Origin of the sequence: Brucella pseudintermedia (assembly GCF_008932435.1) — a bacterium.
GTDB lineage: Bacteria > Pseudomonadota > Alphaproteobacteria > Rhizobiales > Rhizobiaceae > Brucella > Brucella pseudintermedia.
The window spans coordinates 25,365-46,824 of sequence record NZ_WBWE01000015.1 but is presented as its reverse complement, the minus strand read 5'-3'; the positions used below and the strand labels follow the sequence as shown (position 1 = coordinate 46,824).

Here is a 21,460-nt window from a genome sequence, read left to right as displayed (position 1 = left end):
TTCATGAGCAAGATGACCATGATCGAGGCGATCCAGAACGCCCACGACATCGCCATGGAGCGCGACAAAAACGTCGTCGTGTTCGGCGAGGATGTGGGCTATTTCGGCGGCGTTTTCCGCTGTACGGCCGGCCTCCAGAAGAAATACGGCAAGGAGCGCTGCTTCGATGCGCCGATCAGCGAGCTTGGCATTGTCGGCACTGCCATCGGCATGGCGGCTTACGGCCTTCGCCCCTGCATTGAAGTGCAGTTCGCGGACTATGTCTATCCGGCCTATGACCAGATCGTCTCGGAAGCGGCACGCCTGCGCTATCGCTCTGCGGGCGAGTTCACCTGTCCTATCGTCGTCCGCATGCCTTCCGGCGGCGGCATCTATGGCGGACAGACGCACAGTCAAAGCCCGGAGGCTCTGTTCACCCACGTATCGGGGCTGAAAACCGTCATGCCGTCCACGCCAGCCGACGCAAAGGGGCTTTTGCTCGCGGCCATCGAAGACCCGGACCCGGTCATCATGTTCGAGCCGAAGCGCCTTTATAACGGACCGTTCGACGGGCATCATGACCGCCCGGTAACATCGTGGAAAAAGCATGATCTCGGCGATGTGCCGGAAGGCTATTACACCGTGCCGCTCGGCAAGGCCGCTATCCGCCGCGAAGGCAGCGATGTGACGGTGCTCGCCTATGGCACGATGGTTCATGTGGCGCTTGCGGCCGCGGAGGAAACCGGCGTCGATGCTGAGGTGATTGATCTTCGCACATTGCTTCCGCTCGATACGGAAACCATCATGGCCTCGGTGAAAAAGACCGGGCGCTGCGTGATCGTGCACGAGGCGACGCTGACCTGCGGCTATGGCGCGGAACTTGCCGCTCTCGTGCAGCGCGATTGCTTCTATCATCTGGAGGCGCCAATCATCCGCGTCACCGGATGGGACACGCCTTACCCCCATGCGCAGGAATGGGCCTATTTCCCGGGTCCGGACCGGGTGGGTCGCGCGCTTACGTCCATTATGGCAGCCTGAGGGGAGGGAAACATGGCACATTTTACAATCAAGCTCCCCGATGTTGGTGAAGGCGTTGCCGAGGCCGAACTTGTCGAATGGCATGTGAAGGTGGGCGACATTGTGCGCGAGGACGATCTTCTCGCAGCCGTCATGACCGACAAGGCGACGGTGGAAATTCCGTCGTCGCGCGGCGGCAAGGTCATCGCCATCAATGGCGAAGTGGGCGAGAAGATCGCGGTCGGGTCCGAACTGGTCCGGCTCGAGATTGAGGGTGGCTCCCCGGAGGAAAAGGCTGAAGAAAAACCGGCTCCGGCGGCAGCGGAAGCAGCGAAGCCGCAACCCGTGCCCGCGCCTGAAACCCCGGTTCTATTGCAGACACCGGTTCCTCCGAAAGCAGCGGCACCGAAGCGCGAAGCCGCAAGCCGCGCTTTCGCAGGTGCGGGTCCGGTTCGGCAGGAAGGCGAAAAGCCGCTTGCGACGCCTTCTGTCCGGCTGCGCGCCCGCGATGCGGGCGTCGATCTGCGCCGCGTTCGTGGCACCGGACCGGCAGGACGTATCACGCACGACGATCTCGACCTTTATTTCCAGCAGGAAACCGGCGCGGCTCCCGCTCTCTCCGGCTACGCGACCGACACTTCGGTGAATGAGATCAAGGTCATCGGCCTTCGCCGCAAGATTGCCGAACGCATGGCCGAAGCCAAGCGCCATATTCCGCATATCACCATCGTTGAAGAAGTCGATGTCACGCAATTGGAGGAACTGCGCAGCCACCTCAATAATGAGAAGAAGGAAGGCCGTCCGCGCCTGACGCTTCTGCCCTTCATCATTCGCGCAATCGTGAAAGCGGTAAAAGAACAGCCGGGACTTAACGCACATTTCGATGACGAAGCGGACATCATCCGCCAGTTCGGCGGCGTGCATGTCGGCATCGCCACGCAGACGCCAAACGGCCTGATCGTGCCAGTGGTGCGCCATGCGGAAAGCATGAGCGTGTTTGCTGCGGCCTCCGAATTGTCGCGCGTTACCGATGCGGCGCGCAACGGCACGGCCAAGCGGGAGGAACTGACCGGTTCCACCATCACCATCACATCGCTCGGGCCCCTCGGCGCAATCGCCACGACGCCCATCATCAATCGCCCGGAAGTCGCGATTGTCGGCATCAACAAGATGGCCGTGCGCCCCATGTGGGACGGGGCGCAGTTCGTGCCGCGCAAGATGATGAACCTGTCGTGCAGTTTCGATCATCGCGTGATCGACGGCTGGGATGCGGCGGTTTTCGTGCAGAAGCTGAAAAGCCTTCTGGAAGCGCCTGCGATGATTTTTGTAGAAGGCTGATCGAATGAGTGAGATTTCCTGCAAACTCCTGATTATCGGCGGCGGCCCCGGCGGTTATGTCTGCGGCATCCGGGCAGGCCAGCTTGGGATCGACACGGTGCTGGTGGAAAAGACGCGGCTTGGCGGCACCTGCCTCAATGTCGGCTGCATCCCGTCGAAGGCGCTTATCCACGCAGCCGACGAGTTCCATCGGCTTTCCGTCTTTGCATCCAAGGGCGCGCTCGGCATCACGGCTGAAAACCCGGCAATCGATTTCGCCAAAACGCTTGAATGGAAAGACGGCATCGTCAACCGTCTCAACAGCGGCGTGGCTGGTCTCCTGAAACGGTCGCGTGTGCGCATGTTCCATGGACAGGCACGTTTTCTCGATGGGAAGACCGTTCTCGTTGAAACCGATACGGGCCGCCAGACCATCCACGCCGAAAACATCGTGATCGCTACGGGTTCCGTTCCGGTGGAAATTCAGGCGCTGCCCTTCGGCGGGAAGGTCATTTCATCCACCGAAGCGCTGTCGCTGGAAAAGATACCGGAAAAGCTCGCCATCGTTGGCGGCGGCTATATCGGGCTTGAGATCGGCACGGCCCTTGCCAAGCTTGGCGCGAAGGTGACTGTGGTTGAGGCGACCGACCGCATCCTGCCGCAATATGATGCGGAACTGACGCGTCCGGTCATGGCACGCCTGAAGGCGCTCGGCGTCGAAGTTCTGACCGGCACTTCCGCCAAGGGACTTTCAAAGGGTGAGACCGGGCTTGAAGTCCTGACTGTCGACGGAACTATGAAAACCATCGAGGCTGACAAGATCCTCGTCACCGTGGGCCGCAAGCCGCAGACCGATGGCTGGGGCTTGAGCGAAATCCGGCTGGATATGGACGGGCGTTTCATTCGGATTGACGAGCGTTGCCGCACTTCGATGCGGGGCGTCTACGCCATCGGCGACGTGACCGGCGAGCCGATGCTTGCGCATCGTGCGATGGCACAGGGCGAAATGGTGGCGGAGATCATTGCCGGCGGAAATCAGGTCTGGGACAAGCGTTGCATTCCTGCCGTCTGCTTCACCGATCCGGAGATCGTCACTGTCGGCCTGTCACCGGACGAAGCCCGCAAGGCCGGTCATGAAATTCAGGTCGGCGTCTTCCCGTTTCAGGCCAATGGCCGGGCCATGACCATCGAGCGCGAAGACGGCATGATCCGTGTCGTTGCGCGTGCCGATAACCACCTTATCCTTGGCATTCAGGCGGTCGGCGTCGGCATATCCGAGCTTTCATCCTCCTTCGCGCAGGCCGTGGAGATGGGCGCAAGACTGGAAGATATCACCGCTACGATCCACGCGCATCCGACATTGAGCGAAGGCTTTGCCGAAGCCAGCATGAAGGCGCTCGGCCACGCCCTCCATATCTGACTTTACGATTTGCGCTCGTGCCGCCAGAAAAAAATGGCGGCACCGGCAACCATGGCAGCAAGCGCGAACCATGTGACTGCATAGGAAAGATGGCTGTTGCGGAATTTCACGACCGTCAGCCCTCCGATGGGCAGCGTCCCAGTGCCGGATTTTGCATCGGCATCGATGAAATAGGGCGCAACCTGCCCCAGATCGAGCTTCTGTGCAAAGGCCGCCACATCGCGTGAGTTCCAGTCATTGCGCGCCGGATCGTTGGGGCGCAGGAAAAACCCGCCCGGTTCCGGCATGCGCAACAGTCCGGTTACGGTCGTTTCTCCGGCGATCTGCGTTTCGCGGCGCGAAGACGGATCGCGCCTGTCGCTCGGAACAAAGCCGCGATTGATGAAGGTCAGCGCACCGTCGGATGAGCGCATCGGCGTCAGAACCCAATAGCCCGCGCCGCGTTCGGTCAGCGCGTGGACCAGAACTTCCTTGTCGTTCAGATAGGTGCCGGTCAGCGTGACGTGACGGTATTCATCATCCTTCTGGTTGACATTGACCCAATCGTCCCGCCCCGGTGCGGCGACCGGCTCGGCATGAACCCGCGCATCGACCCTTGCGATAAGATCGAGCTTCCATTGCAGGCGCTCCACCTGCCAGATGCCAAGACCCATGAAGATGAGGAAGAACACCGCCCCCGGCACCGAAATCAGGCCGAGGAAGAAACGCGAGGTAGTCTTCTGGACCGCTTGTTCATTTTTGGGTGAGGGCATCATCCTGTCCTTCGATCACGGCAGCCAACAGAGCCTGATAGAGAAAGTGGCCTTCTATAGCAAAAATGCAATGGCGAGAAAGGGCGGAACCACAAAAGAACGTGATCGCTGAACTTGTCATCTGCAAGCCGGATTTCCCATAGTGGCGGAAAGAGAATCGAACCATGTCTGAAAAGTAGCTGAAGATGACGGATTGCATCGTTGTGGGTGCCGGTATGGTGGGTGTCGGAGCGGCACTCGCCTTGCAGGAAAGAGGCTGGTCCGTACTTCTCGTCGACCGGAAGCGTCCGGGAACGGAAACGAGCTATGGCAATGCCGGAATTATCCAGACCGAGGCCGTCAGCCCCTATGCCTTGCCACGCGCTCCCTTGGAACTGCTGAAGGCTGCATTGGGCGCCAATAATCAGGTCGCATGGCGGCTTCGCGACATGCCCGGCCAGATCGGCCCGTTGTGGCGCTACTGGCATAATTCGGAAGCCGGACGTCACCGCACGGCATCGCAGTTCTATGCACGCATGATTCGGCGCGCCACCGACGATCATGCGCCCCTGATTGAAGCGTCAGGCGCGGAGAACCTTATCAGGCGGACCGGATTGCGCGAACTGCATCGTTCTGCCCGATCGTTCGAGCTCTCTGCGCGTGACGCGGAACTGAAAATGCGGGAATTCGGCGTTGCCAGCGTCATTGAGGACAGCAAGGCGATCAGCGCCGCCGAACCGGGCTTGAAGACCGGACTGGCTGGAGCCATTCACTGGGCCGACCCTTGGTCTTGCGCCGATCCCGGCGCGCTTGTCCAAGCCTATGCCGACCTGTTCGTCAGGCGCGGTGGCATTTTCGTTCACGGCGATGCGCACAGCCTGCGGCAGGACGGTTCCGGCTGGCAGGTCGATACGGCAGATGGTACGCATACTGCACGCCACGTCGTGCTTGCCCTCGGTCCGTGGAGCCCGGAAATCCTTCGCACTTTCGGCTATAAAATCCCTCTGGTTATCAAGCGCGGATATCATCAGCGTTTTTCCGGCACGGGACCGAAGGTGCCTGTTCTCGATGTGAGCAATTCGACCGTCGCAACACCGATGCGTGCGGGTTTGCGCATCCTGACCGGGGCTGAGCTGACACCGTTGGGCAGCGTGGCGCGGCATGAGCAATTGAACAGGTCTATCAAGGCCATAAGCGAGCTTTTCGACATCGGCGCGCCTGTAGAACAGACGCCATGGTTCGGCAGCCGACCCTGCATGCCGCGAATGCTGCCAGTCGTTGGGGAAGCACCGCGACACAAGGGCTTATGGCTGAATTTCGGGCATGGACATCAGGGTTTCACGCTTGGACCGACGACCGGACGCATTCTGGCGGAACGTATGACCGGTGAAGCAAAGGACGCCGAACTCTACAGTGCGCTCGATCTTCCTCGCTGAGTATCCTCGCGTTTAAAATTACAGCGCCTGCCGCATTCGAGGCGAATGCGTGGCGCTGGAAGAAACTCGATTTATCGTTTCGTGATCAGGCAAGTTTATGGATTTTGCGTCTGCGGTGCGAATAGCCGCCCTTCGACAGGCGCAATACGTTGCAAACCTGTGTCTTGTCGTCAGAAGGCTTTGGCATCTGTTCGTGAATGCGCCGCAAAATCTGCTGCGTAACTGTGCGTTCCTTATCGCTCGCTGCAGGACCGATAATAATGCTCTTCATCGATCATTCTCCCTATATTCTGGGCGCGAGACAGCTTCCGAGACTGCCTCGACCGACTATCAAGAATGTACGAATGAACTAAGTATTAACTAAATTTTACATCTTGACAAGCGCATCGATGCAACAGTCCGCAACCCCTTGCAAAGCATGAAGAAAAGCCGAATCGCGTGTGCGATCCGGCTTCATTTTCGGCAACCCCAATGGTCAGTCGCGGTTGCCAGTCAGGATTTCACGTTTTCCCACATGATTGGCGGGACCGACCAGTCCATCTTTTTCCATCCGTTCGACGAGGGAGGCGGCGCGGTTATAGCCGATACCGAGGCGGCGCTGGATATAGGAGGTGGAGCACTTCTTGTCGCGCATCACCACTTTGACGGCCTGCTCATAGACATCGTCGCCATCTTCAGAGCCCATGGAGGTTGCGTCGAAAACCGCCGCTTCCTGTGCTGCGTCTTCCTCTTCCTCGTCTTCCGTGACGGTTGCCAGATAGTCCGGGCGCCCCTGTTCCTTCAGGTGATTGACCACCTTTTCCACTTCCTCGTCGGAAACGAACGGACCATGGACACGGACGATGCGTCCACCGCCTGCCATATGCAGCATGTCGCCCTGACCGAGAAGCTGCTCCGCCCCCATTTCTCCAAGGATGGTGCGGCTGTCGATCTTCGACGTGACCTGGAAGGAAATACGGGTCGGGAAGTTTGCCTTGATCGTGCCGGTGATGACATCGACCGACGGGCGCTGCGTTGCCATGATGAGGTGGATACCGGCGGCGCGGGCCATCTGGGCAAGACGCTGGACTGCGCCTTCAATGTCCTTGCCTGCAACCATCATCAGGTCGGCCATCTCGTCGATGATGACCACGATGTAAGGCATCGGCGTCAGGTCGAGTTCTTCCTGAATATAGGTAGCCTCGCCCGTTTCCTTGTCGAAACCGGACTGGACCGTGCACATCACGGTTTCGCCCTTGCCCTTGGCGGAGGCAGCGCGGGCGTTGAAGCCCTCGATATTGCGCACGCCGAGGCGGGCCATCTTGCGATAGCGCTCTTCCATCTCGCGCACGGCCCATTTCAGGGCGACAACGGCCTTCTTCGGGTCGGTAACAACCGGCGTCAGCAGATGCGGAATGCCGTCATAAATGGACAGTTCCAGCATCTTCGGGTCGACCATGATCAGGCGGCATTCTTCCGGCTTGAAGCGGTAGAGCAGCGACAGGATCATCGTGTTGATGGCAACCGACTTGCCCGAACCGGTGGTGCCAGCCACCAGAAGATGGGGCATCTTTGCCAGTTCCGCGATGATCGGTTCGCCGCCGATCCCTTTGCCGAGGCAAAGCGGCAGGCGGAAGTTGGAAGCCTCGAACGTGCGGCTGTCGATCATTTCGCGCAAGTAGACGGTTTCGCGGTTGGCGTTCGGCAGTTCGATACCGATGACATTGCGGCCCGGAACGACTGCAACGCGAGCCGAAAGCGCCGACATGGAGCGGGCGATATCGTCGGCAAGGCCGATGACGCGTGAGGATTTGACGCCGGGCGCAGGTTCAAACTCATAGAGCGTGACGACAGGGCCGGGGCGGACATGAATGATCTCGCCGCGCACGCCGAAATCCTCCAGCACGCTTTCGAGAAGTCCGGCGCTGCGCTCCAGCATTTCCTGCGTGATGACATTTCCGTCCTGTTCGGGCGGCATCTGCAACAGGTCCCGCGGCGGGAACTCATAAGCGCCGTGCATGACAGGTGCTTCGGCACGGGGGAGGGGCTGCGGCTGGTAAAGCGCAATCGAAGGCGCGGCTTTGGCCACAGGCGCGGGCGCTTCAACGGCTGGCTCGGGAACTTCCACTTCCTCGACCACGTGCTCTTCCGCTTCCGGAACGGTCAGCACGATTTCATCTTCGGTGGCTTCCCCGGCAATTTCAGGCGCAATTTCAGGCGCAATTTCCGGCTCGGTTGCAACAGGCTGGGGCGCAGGCGCCTCAATCTCTGCCACGGCAACGGGCTGCGGTGCGCTCACTTCGACAGGCGCAGGCACAACGGGCGTTTCCGCAACGGGCTGGACGGGTACTGCTGCTACCGGCTCAGGCTGCTTGTTCCACTCGCGAATGCGGAACTGCGCCAGAATGGATTCAACCGTTGGCAAAGGCTTGCGCGGTTCTGCCGGCACAGCCGAGACAAGAGGCTCGGCAGGGACAAGCGCGGTATCAACGCCGCAGCCTTCCCAGAAAGCGAAGTCGGAAAGATAGGCAAAGGCCGACGGCTGGTCCGGCTTTGCAGGCTCGGTCACGACAGCGACAACATCCGGGATCGCCTCCGGGGCAGCCTCCACAGGCGGAGTGACGACAGCAACGGGAACTGCGGGCATTGCAGGCGGAACAGGTGCAACCGGCGAACGAACCATGCCCTGCGAAACGGTTTTCTGGAGTTCGGCAACAGCCATTGGCTGCTCTTCGGCAACTTTCTCAACGCTGATCGCTGGAGTTGCCGCGGTCGCGTGCGCCTGGCGACGTTCATTAATGTCCGGCAGTTCCTCACCCCGGCGGCGCATAAGCTCGACTTCCGGCGTGCGGGTAAAGCGAACATTCTCACCGAGCGAAAAGTGGATTTTCCAGGCATCATCGCTGGCAGGATTGTGACTTCCCGTCTGGCCGCGAGGCTGCTTCGGGTCCTGAGCGTTCTCTGCACGATTTCCTGTCGATGGGGGGAAATTTTCTCTCAAATTACGCATGATACCTGAACCATAGATACTGTCGCCTGAATGAGCCCAAGTAATAAAAAATGAAGGTTAACAACCCCCTTCCGAAACACCCCAAAAGACAGAAATTTCTGGCTGCCCGATCGCGTCCGTCAAAGGCGGATCGCGATATATGTCACCATCGGTTGCAGGTTAAAAACCAATAATAACAGTCAAATAAATCAGTTTGTTATATTGATTTATGCGAAAGCAGACAATTAAAGGTAGCAGATGCTCCTGTTAATTTTGTCGTTCTGGTCGTTACCGAAGGTAGGGGGTGGCCTATGCGGGCAGACTCACGCGTCAGTCCCGGGCGAGCGCCACCACCGGGTCGAGTTTCGAGGCGTTGCGGGCTGGAATGAAGCCGAAGCCGATGCCGATCAGGCTGGAGCAGACGAGCGCCACCACAATGGAAGCTGGCGAATAAATGAGCTGGAACATCGAGTTGAACTGAGCAAACAGCACGCCGAACCCGCCGGCAATGAGAACGCCAAGGACACCGCCAATCACGCAGACCAGAATCGCTTCGATCAGGAATTGCTGGAGGATATCGCTCTGGCGCGCGCCGATCGCCATGCGAACACCGATCTCGTTGATTCTTTCCGACACGGCGACGAGCATGATGTTCATGACACCGATGCCACCAACGAACAGCGATATGCCAGCGATACTGGAGATGAGAAGGGCAAGGGTTCCCGTGGTGGCCTGAATCGTCTTCTGCAGGCTGTCAGTATTGAAGACCGAGAAATCCTTCTGGCCATGCCTCTTGACCAGAAATGCCGTAATCAGCTTTTCCGCCTCCGCCGGGTCCATCGTGTCCGCGACGCGCACAAGGATCATCTGCAAGGAGCGCGAGCCGGTCATGCGTGTCTGGACGGTGGTATAGGGAAGGTACACCTCGAGCGTCTGCGCGCCGCCCATGCCGCGTTCCTCGGCCTTGACGACGCCGACAATCCGCACCGGAACCTTGCTCAGAAGGATGGTCTTGCCGATGATGGAACCCGCCTCATGCGGAAAGAGGGTCGCCTTGGCGGTCTCGTCCACCACAGCCACCTGTGCCAGATCATCGACATTGCGCTTATCGAAAAAACGGCCCTCAAGCAGCTTGCTGTTGCGCGTGACAAAATATTCCTCGCCCACACCATTCACCGAAACGCTGACTTCCTTGTCACCGACACGGATCGTCGAGTTCGTCGAACCGGAAGGTGTTGCAGCCATCACATAAGGCAGTTTCCCGATCTCGGCAGCGTCCCCGAGATTAAGCGTTGTTATCTGCGCCGCTTTCAGGTCGCCAAATCCCCGGCCCGGGCTGATGTAGAGCGTATTGGTGCCAAGGTCGCTGATCCGCTCCAAAATCTGCTGTTGCGAGCCTTGCCCGAGCGCCACGACGCAGACGACGGAAGCCGTGCCGATAATGATGCCAAGCATCGTCAAAAAAGTGCGGAGCCGATGCGCATTCATCGAGCGAAGCGCCATCGCGAAGGCCTCGTTGAACCGATCCCACATCGCTGCAAAGAGCCTGGGCCTTGCCGGTGGCTGTTCCACCGGCACGGTCGTTGCGGGTCGCTCGGTCTCGCCGTTTCTCGTATCCGAGATGATTTCGCCATCGCGAATTTCAATGATGCGTTGCGCGCGGGCAGCGACTTGCCGGTCATGCGTGACGATGACGATGGTGCGTCCTTCGCGGTTGAGCTCCTGAAGAATGCCGAGGACTTCTTCTCCGCTATGACTGTCAAGCGCGCCGGTTGGTTCGTCGGCAAGGATGACGTCCGCATCGTTGATCAGCGCGCGGGCGATGGAAACGCGTTGCTGCTGCCCGCCGGACAACTGGCTCGGGCGATGATGCGTGCGCTCGCCCATGCCGAGCCGCTGCAGGATCATTTGAGCCTTCAGGCGCCGTTGTTCTTTTTTCTGGCCCGCGTAAATGGCCGGGATCTCGACATTGCCCACCGCATCCAGCTCGCCCAGAAGATGGTATCGCTGGAAAATGAAACCGAAATGCTCGCGCCGCAATTGCGCCAGCTCATCGGCTTCAAGCTCCGACGTGGCGCGGCCGGAAATCAGATATTCGCCCTCCGACGGCCTGTCCAGGCAGCCAAGAATGTTCATCAGCGTGGATTTGCCGGAACCGGACGCGCCGATGATCGCCACCATCTCGCCGCGCTCGATGGTCAGGTTCACATGATTCAGAACCGTCGTGAAATCGTCGCCCGAGGGATAATGTCGGGAAACGCCCTTCAGCGAGAGCAGCGGCGCGTCAGTCATATCAGCTACCAGCCGGGGCGGGGGCGGCAACCTGATTGTCAGTCACGACCTTGTCCCCTTCCTTCAGGCCCGAACGGATTTCGGTGTTCACCTTGTCTGTAATGCCGGTTTCGACCGTGCGTTCTTCGATCTTGCCGGAATCTGTCACCACGCGCACCGTGGCCTTGCCCGCTTCGCCAGTATCCTTGAGGGCCGTTACAGGCGCGATCAACGCATCCTTTGCGTTTGCAAGCAGAATATGAACTTCGGTCGTCATATAGGTTCTAAGCTGCCCGTCCGGATTGGGAACGGTGAAAATGCCCTTGTAATAGATGGCCGAAGCCGTCGCCGTGCTGGAGGAGGAACTGACAGCCGTGGTCGTGAAACTCTTGTCGCTGACAATGGAATCAGGGGCAGGGCCGATCTTTTCCAGCTTTGCATCGTAACGCTTGGAATTTTGTCCCGATATGGTGAAGTAAAGCGGCATTCCTTCGCGAACCTGCGTGATGTCGGCTTCTGAAATGTCCGCTTCGACCGTCATCGTGTCGAGCTGGCCGAGAATGGCAATCGTCGGCGCGCTTTGCTGGGCGTTGACGGTCTGGCCTTCCTGAACCACCGTCGCAAGGATCGTTCCATCGATTGGCGCGGTAATGCGGGTATAGGCGAGATTGGTCTCCGCGATCCGAACCTCGACCTTTGCAGCGGCGATTGCAGCTTCGCTGTTGGCGACCTGCGCTTCCTTCGCCTTCACGGCGCTGACTGCCTTGTCGTATTCCGCCCGCGCAACAGCGTTCTTGCCGATCATCATCTGGTTTCGCGCCAGATCCAGCCTGGCCAGCTCCAGTTCGGCGAGATATTGGGCGCGCGTGGCCTCATTCTGGCGAAGCGAAGCCTCAGCCTTGTTCAGTTCGTTCTGCTGGTTGGTCGAGTCGATCAGCGCCACGACCTCGCCGGCCTTTACCTGCTGGCCCGGCTTTACCTTCAGCGAGAGAATACGGCCCGTCGCCTGCGCGCCGATAGCGACCAGATTTTTCGGCCGTAACGTGCCGGTGGCAAGAACCGAGCTTTCAATGTCGCCGCGCCTGATATCGGTCGTCGCGGGGAGGGGTTCCTCTTGTGTCAGGTAGCGCATGACGAAATACCCCCCGATCAACAAGGCGATCAGGACAGCCAGCCACAGGCGCCAGCGAAAACGGCGTTTCGACTTGGGTTTCATAGTGGTCTCTTATCGGTTGCCAGGGGAGGAAGAGGCTGTGTCTTGGCGATGTGTGGACCTGTATAGCCGTCAATGACTTCAGGCTTCGCAACATCGATGAGCCCGTTCCAACCGCCGCCAAGTGCTTTTTGCAGGGCAACATAATTCAGGACAAGATCGGTCCGGGCCTGATTGAGATTGGTTTCCGCGCTGAGAAGATCGCGCTGTGCGGTCAGTACATCCACGAAGCTCTTTGTGCCCGCACGGTATTGCTCAAGCGTCAGCTCGTTGATCTTGCGGCTGTTGCTGACGATTTTCTGCAACTGACCTACGCGCAAGCGGTTCTGATTGAGCGATACGCTGGCATTCTCGACTTCGCTGAGCGCCGTCAGAATGACCTTGCGATAGGCGATGAACGACTGGTCGCGCGCCGCGCGCGCCGCATCCACGTCTGCGCTCAGTCTTCCGCCCTGAAAGATCGGGACGCTCAGGCTCGGACCAAAGGCCCAGCTGATCGTCGACAGCTTTCCAAGATCGCCGAAATTGGCGCCGCCCGTATTGATGTTGCCTGTAAGGGAAACACTCGGATAGAGCTGGGCCTGTTTCTGTCCGACGCTGGCGGTGGAACTTGCATAGTCGCGCTCGGCTGCGCGAACATCCGGGCGGCTCAGCAACAGATCGGCGGGAAGTCCGGCGGATACCTTGCCGGGAATTGCCGGGATCGGCCGCGACTTGTCCAGAACACCGGCCAGAGCCGAAGACGACCGGCCCGTCAGGACAGACAACTGGTTGAGATATTGGGCATAGCTGATCCGCAGCCCCGGTATCTGCGCTTCCGTTGTCGCGGCCTGTGTCTCCGCGCTCAACAGATCGACCTGCGATATATTTCCGGCCTCAAGCTGGCTCCGCGTCAGCGCCACGGTCTGCCGTTGGGATGCGGCGTTGCGCTGTGCTATCGCTATCTCGGCCTGCGCGCCACGCAAGTTCGCATAATTGGTGGCTATGTCACCGATCAACGTGACGAGTGCTGCCCGCGACTGTTCATTTGCGGATTCAACATTGTAATAGGCTGCTTCCACGCCACGCTTGTTGCCGCCGAAAAGATCGAGTTCCCATTGGGTTTTGAACCCCATGGCCGACTGGTTTGAAGCAAGCGTGTTGCCGCTGTCGGAGCGCGTATAGCTGCCGCTTCCATCCAGTTGCGGATAAAGCGCACCACCAGCCGAGGTGTAGTTGGCGCGGGCTTGCCGCACTTTCGCCTTCGCGGTCGCCACGTCTGGGCTACCCGCAATTCCGTCAGCTATCAGTTGATCCAGAACCGGGTCTTTCAGGTTCTTCCACCAGTCAGCAAGCTCGGGAGCACGCTTGTCCGCCTTGCTGTTCCACCAGGCGGGAGTTAGTACATTGGGCTTCTGATAATCGGGACCAACAGTAACGCATGCGGCCAGCAGGGGCAGGATGCTTCCTAATACGGTCAAGCGAACAAACGATGTCGTCAAAAAATCGGTCCTGAAATTTCCGAGCTGTCATCGATTCAGCATATGACTACTTCGAAAACGAAGCGCCCTTATACCTGCAACGGTTGTGCCTGAGCAGCCCAAGGTAGTGGGAGCTATGGGTCGCGCCGAGTCGCGGTTTGCGGGCATAATGCCACCCTTCGCCTTCGATCATTAGCGGCTGATCAAAGCTTAATGTGGCAATGCACAGAAAATATCAGGATTGTGTCTGGAGCCTGTCAGCGTTCACTGCGGCTAAAAATTTTCCACTTGTCAGAAGGCCGCGTCAGGCGCGCTCCAGCCAATCGGCAAGCGAGCGGCGGTTTGCAGCGCGCCCGCGCATCGGTTCGGCCATGCACATGGAGTTGAGAACGGCTTCCTGCGTGGCCTCAGCCGCTGCGCGGAAAAGCGTGTCTATGCGATTTTCATTCAGAACCGCGATCCCGACCACATCGCGTTCTTCGTCATGATCGAATGTCACCGCCGTCGAAAAGCCGATCGCAATATCGCCGCTGCCATGGCCCCAGAACGCACCAAGACGCGCCAGTCCTGCGCCGCAGCGGCGCGTTACGCGCTTCAACTGACGATGCTCCATCGGAACATCGGTGGCCAGCACCAGAATGACCGAGCCTTTTTCGGGCTGGTCGTCTGCCTTTGGCGAAGGTCTGCGCCCGTCTGGAAGAACCAGATCTCCCGCCCGACCGAAATTGGTGAGCGCCAGAACGCCGAGGTGATGGGTTTTGCCACCCAGTTCAAACCGGCGCGAAGATGTGCCGATGCCGCCCTTGAAGCCGAAACAGCTCATGCCGGTGCCCGCACCGACATTGCCTTCGCCCACATCCGCTCCGGCGATCTTCAAGGCCTCCTGCGCGTCGGCTTCCGTGACGGCCATGGCTTGAATATCGTTGAGCGGGCCGTCATTGCATTCCAGAACCACCGGATTGACGGTCGCCGTGGTGCGCCCGATATCGGGATTGGCGGCAATCGCCTCGCGGATCAGCGCATTGGCGCAGGTTCCAACGCCAAACGTATTGGTGAGCAGGATCGGCGTTTCCAGCGTTCCCAGTTCTTCCACCTGCACAAGACCGGTGCTTTTGCCGAACCCGTTGATAACGTCGCAGGCGGCCAGAACCTTGCGGCGATACATGTTGCCGTCGTGCGGGATGATCGCCGTCACGCCGGTATTGATGTCGCCGTCGCGCAAGGTGCGGTGCCCCACGCGCACGCCCGGCACATCGGTGATGGCGTTTTGTTCGCCCGGCTGCATGATGCCGCAGATGATGCCGTAGTCGCGTGCCTTGCCTGTCATGGTCATTCCCGGTCAGAAGTTGGGGGCGGGGCGTCAGAGACGCCCGGCCTCGATGATGCGTTTGAGGAAAGCCTGCGTGCGCTCGCCCTGTGGATTGCCGAAAATCTGCGATGGCGGGCCTTCTTCATAGACCTTGCCGTTTTGCAGGAAACAGACCTTGTCCGCAACCTCGCGGGCAAAACCCATTTCATGCGTGGCGAGAACCATGGTCATGCCCTTTTTGGCGAGGTCGCGCACGATGTCGAGCACTTCCGATACCAGTTCGGGATCGAGCGCCGAGGTAATTTCATCGAGCAGCAGGAGCGTCGGGTCCATCAGAAGCGCGCGAACGATGGCGACGCGCTGTTGCTGTCCGCCGGACAGGCGGTCAGGATATTCCTTCGCCTTGTGGTCAAGCCCGATGCGCGCGAGCAGCGCCAGCCCTTTTTCTTCAGCTTCCTTCACGGGCATGCCCAGCACCTTTGTCGGCCCCAGCGTGACATTTTCCATCACCGTCATGTGCGGAAACAGATTATATCCCTGAAACACGATGCCGATCTCGCGACGCAATATGTCGAGGTCCACGCCCGGTCCGGTGACGCGGTCTCCATGCAGGCGGATTTCGCCTTCGTCGATGGTTTCAAGCCGGTTGATGCAGCGCAGCAATGTGGACTTGCCGCAGCCGGAAGGCCCGATCAGGCAGACGACCTGATGTTCCTCGATGTTCAGGCTGATACCGGACAGAACCTCCAGCGCGCCATAGCGCTTATATGCCTTGTCGATTTCTACGAGTGCCATTGTCCATTCCCCTTACATGCTCGAGCGCATTTTTCTGCGATCACGTTCGATCAGGCGATCGACGAAGCGGGCCTGCGGAATGGTGATGACGATGAACAGGATGGCGACGGTGGTGACAGCCGACAGGTTGAAGTAGTTCGCGGCGATGATCTTCGACTGGTTGAAGGCATCGATGGTGCCAATAATGGCGACGAGGGCGGTGTCCTTCTGCAAGCTGATGCAATTGTTCATCAGCGGCGGAATGATGCCGCGCACGGCAAGCGGCACAACCACATAGCGCATGGTGCGCGCATAGGAGAGGCCGAGCGAACGCGCTGCCGCAATCTGGCTTGGATGCACGCTTTCAATGCCCGCGCGATAGACTTCGGACGTATAGGCGCCATAGGTCAGCGTCAGCGCGATGATGGCATAGGCATTGGAGGACAGGTCTTTCAGGATCGGCAGGCCGGTCAGCGGCAGGCCGAAACCGATGAGATAAATCGTAATGATGGCCGGAAGCCCGCGAAACAGGTCGCTGTAGAGCGTTGCCAGCACGCGGATCGGCTTGCCAGCCTTGCCCGGCAGCGTGCGCGCAATGGCGATGACGAGCGCCCAGACGAGGATGAGTACGGCCGAGACGAAGAAGATGACGATATTCGTGCCGAAGGCCTTTAGCACCGTGCCTGCCGATTTGGCGATCAGGCTCACGTCGAAGAAGGTCCGGCTGACGGCTGCGTCATTGACGAACATGAACCATGCGCCGGCGCAGATGATGAGAACGGCAACGGCGTAGGAAATCACCTGCCAGGAAAGGTCAGAGGCTTTTGCACCAAGCTCGCGCCCGCGGTAAATGTCCGCGCTCTTTCCGGATTCGCCCGAAATCTGCACGGCGCGCCAGGCAAACCACAGGACGGCAAGCGGCGCCAGCAGCAGCGCCGCGCCAACCGCGACGACGGGCAGTTCGGGCCAGCCTTGCGAGATCGTATAGGCCGAAACGCTATAGACCGTCTGGCCCGCAGCCAGAAGGGTGAGGAAGGAAAAGACGAAAGCGAACAGGGAACGACCGCCATGGGTGCGAACCTTGTTTCGGACACGCCATTGCCGCGCGCGTTCCGCGCTTGCATCCGGTGCCGGATAAGACATGGTTTGTTCTCACTGAAACAGATAGGGAAACGGTCGGTCCGGATCGCAACCGGCACTGCGATTGCGATCCGAAAACCGTCAGATCAAGGCTTCCAGAGCGGAACGTCGGCAGGCGACGTACCCCACGAAGGAAGCAGGTAGGCGGCTTCAAGCTTCTTCAGCGTGCCGTCCTTTTCCATGTCCTCGATCAGCTGATCGATGACCTTCTTGTTTTCCGAACCCTTCGGATAGATGCCCGCGGTCTGACCGCCGGACTCATACTTGCCGACAACCGCCAGCTTTCCGTTGGAATTCTGCACCTGTCCCAGAATGATCGAGAGATCGGTCATCACGGCGTCAACCTTGCCTGCGGCAAGAGCGGTGAACATGGAAGCCGTATCGTCGAACACATCGAGGCTTGCAACCTTCAGCGTATCCTGTGCGAACGGAACCAGCGTCGTGCCAGCCTGCGTTCCGACCTTCACGGTCTTCATGTCAGCTTCCGCAACCGGCTTGTCGGCACGTGCGGCAACACCATAGTCGGAATTCATGTAAGGAACGGAGAAATCCACGACCTTCTTGCGCGGTTCCGTAACCGAGATCAGCGCGAGCGCGATGTCGTAATCCTTGTTCTGACCGGCCACGATGGAATCGAACGACGCATTGACCAGCTTTACCTTATCGAGGCCCAGACGATGCGCAATGTTGACCGCCATGCAGAACTCGTAGCCGTCCTTGATGGTATCCGGCGTATCGCCGTTGAACTGGCCAAGGGCAGGCAGGTTGATGATGACAGTGAACTGGCCTTCAACGGCTGGATTGATCTTGGCCGATCCTTTTTCCCCGGTCAGCGGGCAGTCGCCATAACCTTCGGTGGCTGCCGATGCGGCTCCCGCACCTGCCAGCGCTGCCGCGCTGGCAAAAAGTGCACCATAGGCTGTCTGTTTCAGTAGTCTTTTTATTGTCATTTTCCCCTCTTGCTTTCATTTTTGAGGTTAAGGTTGAAATACCGGCTCCGCTCCCGTGCGAGCCATGTCCATGTAGATCTCCTGCAGACGGCGGGTGAGTGGCCCAGGCTTGCCGTCGGAGACCGTATGATCCTGAATGCCGATGATCGGCGTCACGAAGCTCGATGCGCTCGTGAGGAAAGCTTCCTTCGCGGCCTTCGCCTCATCGACCGTGAACAGGCGCTCCTCAATGCGCAGGTTCTGTTCTTCCGCGATCTTGATGACGGCGCGGCGCGTGCAGCCGGGCAGGATGGAGTGCGAATTCGGACGCGTTACCAGCACATTGTCATTGGTGATGATGAAGGCCGTTGAAGAGCCGCCTTCGGTGACGAAGCCGTCCTCCACCAGCCAGACCTCGTGGAAACCCTTGGCCTTGGCCTGCTTCTTGGCCAGCACCTGCGCCAGAAGCGTGATGGTCTTGATGTCGCGGCGCGCCCAGCGCGTATCCGGGGCCACATCCACACGCACCCCGTTCTGCACCGATGGCGAGTTGGCGAGATTCTTGGCCTGCGTGAACATGACGAAATTCGGCTTGATGTCGTCAGCATAGACGAAATCGCGCTCGGCTTCGCCGCGCGTCACCTGCATGTAGACGACACCTTCATGCAGCTTATTGCGTTTCATCAGTTCGATTTGGGCCGCGCGAATATCATCAAGCGAAGCAGGCAACGGAATTCCGAGTTCCTTGACGGAACGTTCCAGACGGGCAAGATGAAGCTCATTATCGACAAGTCGGCCATCGATGACAGCGCTGACTTCATAAATTCCGTCGCCAAAAAGAAAGCCGCGATCGAACACCGACACTTTTGCTTCGTTCTCAGCGACGAAAGCGCCGTTCAAATAAATTACCCTGGCCAAAACACGTCCTCGGACATCTGTGTGATTGATTGTCCGGACGGTAGGAAAAAACCTTTGGAGCTGCCAATGCTATGTTTTGCAATCACTATGCAGAAATTGCATAAGGGAAGGGCAGTAAGTGAGTAGGGCAGTAAGGCAGTAGGAAAGGGCTGGTTCGGACGTTTCCTAAACATATTGCCCTATTGCCATATTGCCTTATTGCTCTTGCAAGAAAGGCCCACCCAATGGAATTGAAATGGCTGGAAGATTTCATCGCGCTGGCGGCAACGTCGAGTTTCTCGCGCGCGGCAGACACCCGTCATGTGACGCAATCGGCCTTTTCCCGCCGCATCAAGCAGCTTGAGCTCTGGCTGGGCGTCACGCTCGTCAACCGGGCAACCTTTCCGGCGGAGCTTACCCGCGAGGGGAAAACTTTCCTGCCGGTCGCGCAGGAGACCGTTCGCCAGTTCTACAATACGCGCAAGGCGCTCCAGCCAAGCCGTGAGGTCCAGAACCCCGTCCTGACATTTTCGGCCCTGCACACGCTGACGGTCACATTCTTCCCGCATTGGCTGAAACAGATAGAGAATGACATTGGCGGCATCCGCTCGCTGCTCAGCCCGGATCGCGGCGGTTTTGAAGACAATATCGCGACGCTGACGGAAGGAGAGGTGCACTTCTTCCTCACCTATGCGCACAGTTCGGTGCCGATCCTGATCGACCGAACGCAATTTCCCTTTATCGTGCTCGGCACAGAGCGATTGATGCCGGTTTCGCGGCCTTCGTCCACGGGGCCGGTCCTGGATCGCGCCATCGCCAGCGGAGAGGCGCTGCCATACTTAAGCTATGGCGATTTTTCCTTCTTTGGTGCGGCATTGTCGCGGAAATTTTCCTCCGGCACTGCGTTCAAGCGCCAGATCGTCCATGAGAACACCATGTCGATCGGCCTCAAGGCCATGGCGCTTGCAGGTTGGGGCATGGCCTGGCTGCCTGAAAGCCTCATCTATGACGAATTGCAACGCGGCGAACTCGTACCCGCTTCCGCCGATCCTTATTGGGATTTCACGGTCGAAATCCGCATCTATCGCCACGATGCGCCGCTTCCCGCCCATGCGGAAAGCTTTTGGGAATATTTGCAGGCAAAAGATCGGGCTATATCCGAAAAGGACGATTGACAGCGCCCCGCCGTCAGCGCTGTAAAAGACACGCACATCTTCAGCCGATAGCAGGGAACATATCGCGGCATGAAAGTTACCATCGAACAGACGCTCGATCAGGCAGGTACGGGCGCATTCCAACGAGGTCTTCTCGGCGTATTCGGGCTTGTCTGGGCTGCCGATGCCATGCAGGTTCTGGCTGTGGGCTTTACCGGCGCTGCCATTGCAAAGACGTTCGGGCTGACGGTACCACAGGCGTTGCAGACCGGTACGCTGTTCTTCCTCGGTATGCTGATCGGCGCCGCCGTGTTCGGAAGGCTGGCTGATAAATATGGTCGCCGCCGCGTGCTTCTGGTTACCGTCGCTTGCGACGCGGTGTTCGGGCTGCTTTCGGCATTCGCGCCAAATTTCGGCGTTCTGCTTGCCCTGCGTTTCATGACGGGCGTGGCAGTGGGCGGCACATTGCCGGTCGATTATGCGATGATGGCGGAATTTCTGCCTGCCAAAAATCGCGGACGCTGGCTTGTCATGCTGGAAGGCTTCTGGGCGGTCGGCACGGTCGTCATTGCGCTTGCGGCATGGGCGACCAGCCTCGCGGGCGTTGAGGATGCGTGGCGCTATATCTTCATTGTCACCGCAGCACCGGCCCTTATCGGCATCTGGCTGCGCCTGTGGGTGCCGGAATCCCCGATGCATCTTCTCAAATCGGAACGCCCGGAAGAGGCAAAATCGGTGATGAACCGCGTGCTTCGCCGCAATGGCAAGCCGGAACTGCCGCCAAAGGCACGCCTTGAAGCGCCGCTCATGGTGACGAACGAAAAACTGCTTTCGCCCAATCTGCGCCAGCGCACGCTGACGACTCTGGCGATCTGGTTTCTCGTTTCGGTGTCCTATTACGGCATTTTCACCTGGATTCCGGCCAAGCTTGCCGGTGACGGTTTTGGCTTCGTGCGCGGCTACGGCTTCCTTGTCGTGGTGGCGCTGGCGCAATTGCCGGGCTATGCGCTTGCTGCCTATGGCGTCGAGGCATGGGGGCGCAAGAAGACGCTGATTGCCTTCCTGTTCATCAGCGCCGCTGCTTGCGCGCTCTTCACCGTCGCCAACAGTTCGGCAGTCGTGGGCGCGTCCATCCTCGTCATGAGCTTTGCGCTGCTTGGCACATGGGGCGCGCTCTATGCTTTCACGCCGGAGCTTTATCCTACGGGATTGCGCGCAAGCGGAATGGGTGCGGCAGGCGCGATGGCCCGCCTTGGCGGCCTGCTTGCGCCGTCCGCGCTGGCGCTCGTCATCAGCCAGAGCTTTTATGTCGCCGTGGCGCTGTTTGCGGGACTGCTGGCGCTGGCGGGCGTAATTGCCTTCTTCATCGACGTTGAGACGCGGCAGAAGGCGTTGAACTGATCGAAGCAGGACCCGGAATGGTGTGACGGTTCCGGATCTGCTTC

Annotated in this window: 16 protein-coding genes and 2 pseudogenes; 6 read left to right on the top strand and 12 right to left on the bottom strand. The window is 59.2% G+C overall.

The features are described 5' to 3' along the window. Positions 1–3 precede the first annotated feature (3 nt). From F9K78_RS18630 to lpdA, 3 genes are read left to right on the top strand one after another with little or no spacing between them, the layout of a single operon-like run. A complete protein-coding gene (locus tag F9K78_RS18630) occupies positions 4–1,017 on the top strand; it encodes an alpha-ketoacid dehydrogenase subunit beta (RefSeq protein ID WP_122066380.1) in 1,014 nt (337 codons plus the stop codon). A gap of 12 nt (positions 1,018–1,029) precedes the next feature. Further along, positions 1,030–2,334 carry a dihydrolipoamide acetyltransferase family protein gene (locus F9K78_RS18625; RefSeq protein ID WP_122066381.1) on the top strand — a complete coding sequence of 435 codons (1,305 nt, stop codon included), beginning with the start codon at positions 1,030–1,032 and terminating at the stop codon, positions 2,332–2,334. 4 nt (positions 2,335–2,338) lie between these two features. Beyond that, positions 2,339–3,733 (top strand): dihydrolipoyl dehydrogenase, encoded by a 1,395-nt coding sequence (gene lpdA, locus F9K78_RS18620; protein ID WP_121986460.1) that lies wholly within the window; start codon positions 2,339–2,341, stop codon positions 3,731–3,733. Positions 3,734–3,735: 2 nt separating this feature from the next. Here lpdA and F9K78_RS18615 read toward each other — a convergent pair whose 3' ends face one another. Beyond that, a complete protein-coding gene (locus F9K78_RS18615; RefSeq protein WP_121986459.1) occupies positions 3,736–4,488 on the bottom strand; it encodes an SURF1 family protein in 753 nt (250 codons plus the stop codon). Positions 4,489–4,670: 182 nt separating this feature from the next. Between F9K78_RS18615 and F9K78_RS18610 the strand changes: the two genes are divergently transcribed. Next, on the top strand, positions 4,671–5,900 hold the full coding sequence (locus F9K78_RS18610; RefSeq protein WP_122066382.1) for an NAD(P)/FAD-dependent oxidoreductase: 1,230 nt from the start codon (positions 4,671–4,673) through the stop codon (positions 5,898–5,900). An 85-nt stretch (positions 5,901–5,985) separates the two neighbouring features. Here F9K78_RS18610 and F9K78_RS18605 read toward each other — a convergent pair whose 3' ends face one another. The 11 genes and pseudogenes from F9K78_RS18605 to F9K78_RS18560 all read right to left on the bottom strand — a co-directional run bounded on the left by F9K78_RS18605 (position 5,986) and on the right by F9K78_RS18560 (position 18,882). Next, positions 5,986–6,171 carry a hypothetical protein gene (locus tag F9K78_RS18605; protein ID WP_121981522.1) on the bottom strand — a complete coding sequence of 62 codons (186 nt, stop codon included), beginning with the start codon at positions 6,169–6,171 and terminating at the stop codon, positions 5,986–5,988. A gap of 204 nt (positions 6,172–6,375) precedes the next feature. Next, a pseudogene (locus F9K78_RS18600) lies at positions 6,376–8,418 on the bottom strand (DNA translocase FtsK); the annotation flags it as partial. 101 nt (positions 8,419–8,519) lie between these two features. Then, positions 8,520–8,889: pseudogene (locus tag F9K78_RS22385) on the bottom strand (DNA translocase FtsK); the annotation flags it as partial. Positions 8,890–9,198: 309 nt separating this feature from the next. After that, the gene (locus F9K78_RS18595; protein WP_121986456.1) at positions 9,199–11,160 is read right to left on the bottom strand and encodes a MacB family efflux pump subunit; all 1,962 of its coding nucleotides are present in this window, start codon (positions 11,158–11,160) and stop codon (positions 9,199–9,201) included. Position 11,161: 1 nt separating this feature from the next. Then, complete coding sequence (locus F9K78_RS18590; RefSeq protein WP_121986455.1) at positions 11,162–12,355, bottom strand: efflux RND transporter periplasmic adaptor subunit; 1,194 nt, start codon at positions 12,353–12,355, stop codon at positions 11,162–11,164. Beyond that, positions 12,352–13,833, bottom strand: coding sequence for an efflux transporter outer membrane subunit (locus tag F9K78_RS18585; RefSeq protein ID WP_121986454.1), 1,482 nt, complete (start codon positions 13,831–13,833; stop codon positions 12,352–12,354). Before F9K78_RS18585 ends, F9K78_RS18590 begins: the two co-directional genes overlap by 4 nt. Positions 13,834–14,116: 283 nt before the next feature. Beyond that, entirely contained in the window at positions 14,117–15,139 is a 1,023-nt protein-coding gene (locus tag F9K78_RS18580) for a DmpA family aminopeptidase (RefSeq protein ID WP_121986453.1), read from the bottom strand. Positions 15,140–15,172: 33 nt separating this feature from the next. Beyond that, positions 15,173–15,916 (bottom strand): amino acid ABC transporter ATP-binding protein, encoded by a 744-nt coding sequence (locus F9K78_RS18575; RefSeq protein WP_121981516.1) that lies wholly within the window; start codon positions 15,914–15,916, stop codon positions 15,173–15,175. Between the two features lie 12 nt (positions 15,917–15,928). Further along, complete coding sequence (locus F9K78_RS18570) at positions 15,929–17,038, bottom strand: amino acid ABC transporter permease (RefSeq protein WP_151682540.1); 1,110 nt, start codon at positions 17,036–17,038, stop codon at positions 15,929–15,931. Positions 17,039–17,121: 83 nt separating this feature from the next. Beyond that, a complete protein-coding gene (locus F9K78_RS18565) occupies positions 17,122–17,985 on the bottom strand; it encodes an ABC transporter substrate-binding protein (RefSeq protein ID WP_121981514.1) in 864 nt (287 codons plus the stop codon). Positions 17,986–18,012: 27 nt separating this feature from the next. After that, entirely contained in the window at positions 18,013–18,882 is an 870-nt protein-coding gene (locus tag F9K78_RS18560) for a D-amino-acid transaminase (protein WP_151682539.1), read from the bottom strand. Between the two features lie 224 nt (positions 18,883–19,106). On the opposite strand from F9K78_RS18560, the gene F9K78_RS18555 reads away from it, so the two are divergent. Then, positions 19,107–20,036, top strand: coding sequence for a LysR family transcriptional regulator (locus F9K78_RS18555; protein WP_121981512.1), 930 nt, complete (start codon positions 19,107–19,109; stop codon positions 20,034–20,036). Between the two features lie 69 nt (positions 20,037–20,105). Further along, on the top strand, positions 20,106–21,416 hold the full coding sequence (locus tag F9K78_RS18550; protein ID WP_121981511.1) for an MFS transporter: 1,311 nt from the start codon (positions 20,106–20,108) through the stop codon (positions 21,414–21,416). Positions 21,417–21,460 lie beyond the last annotated feature (44 nt).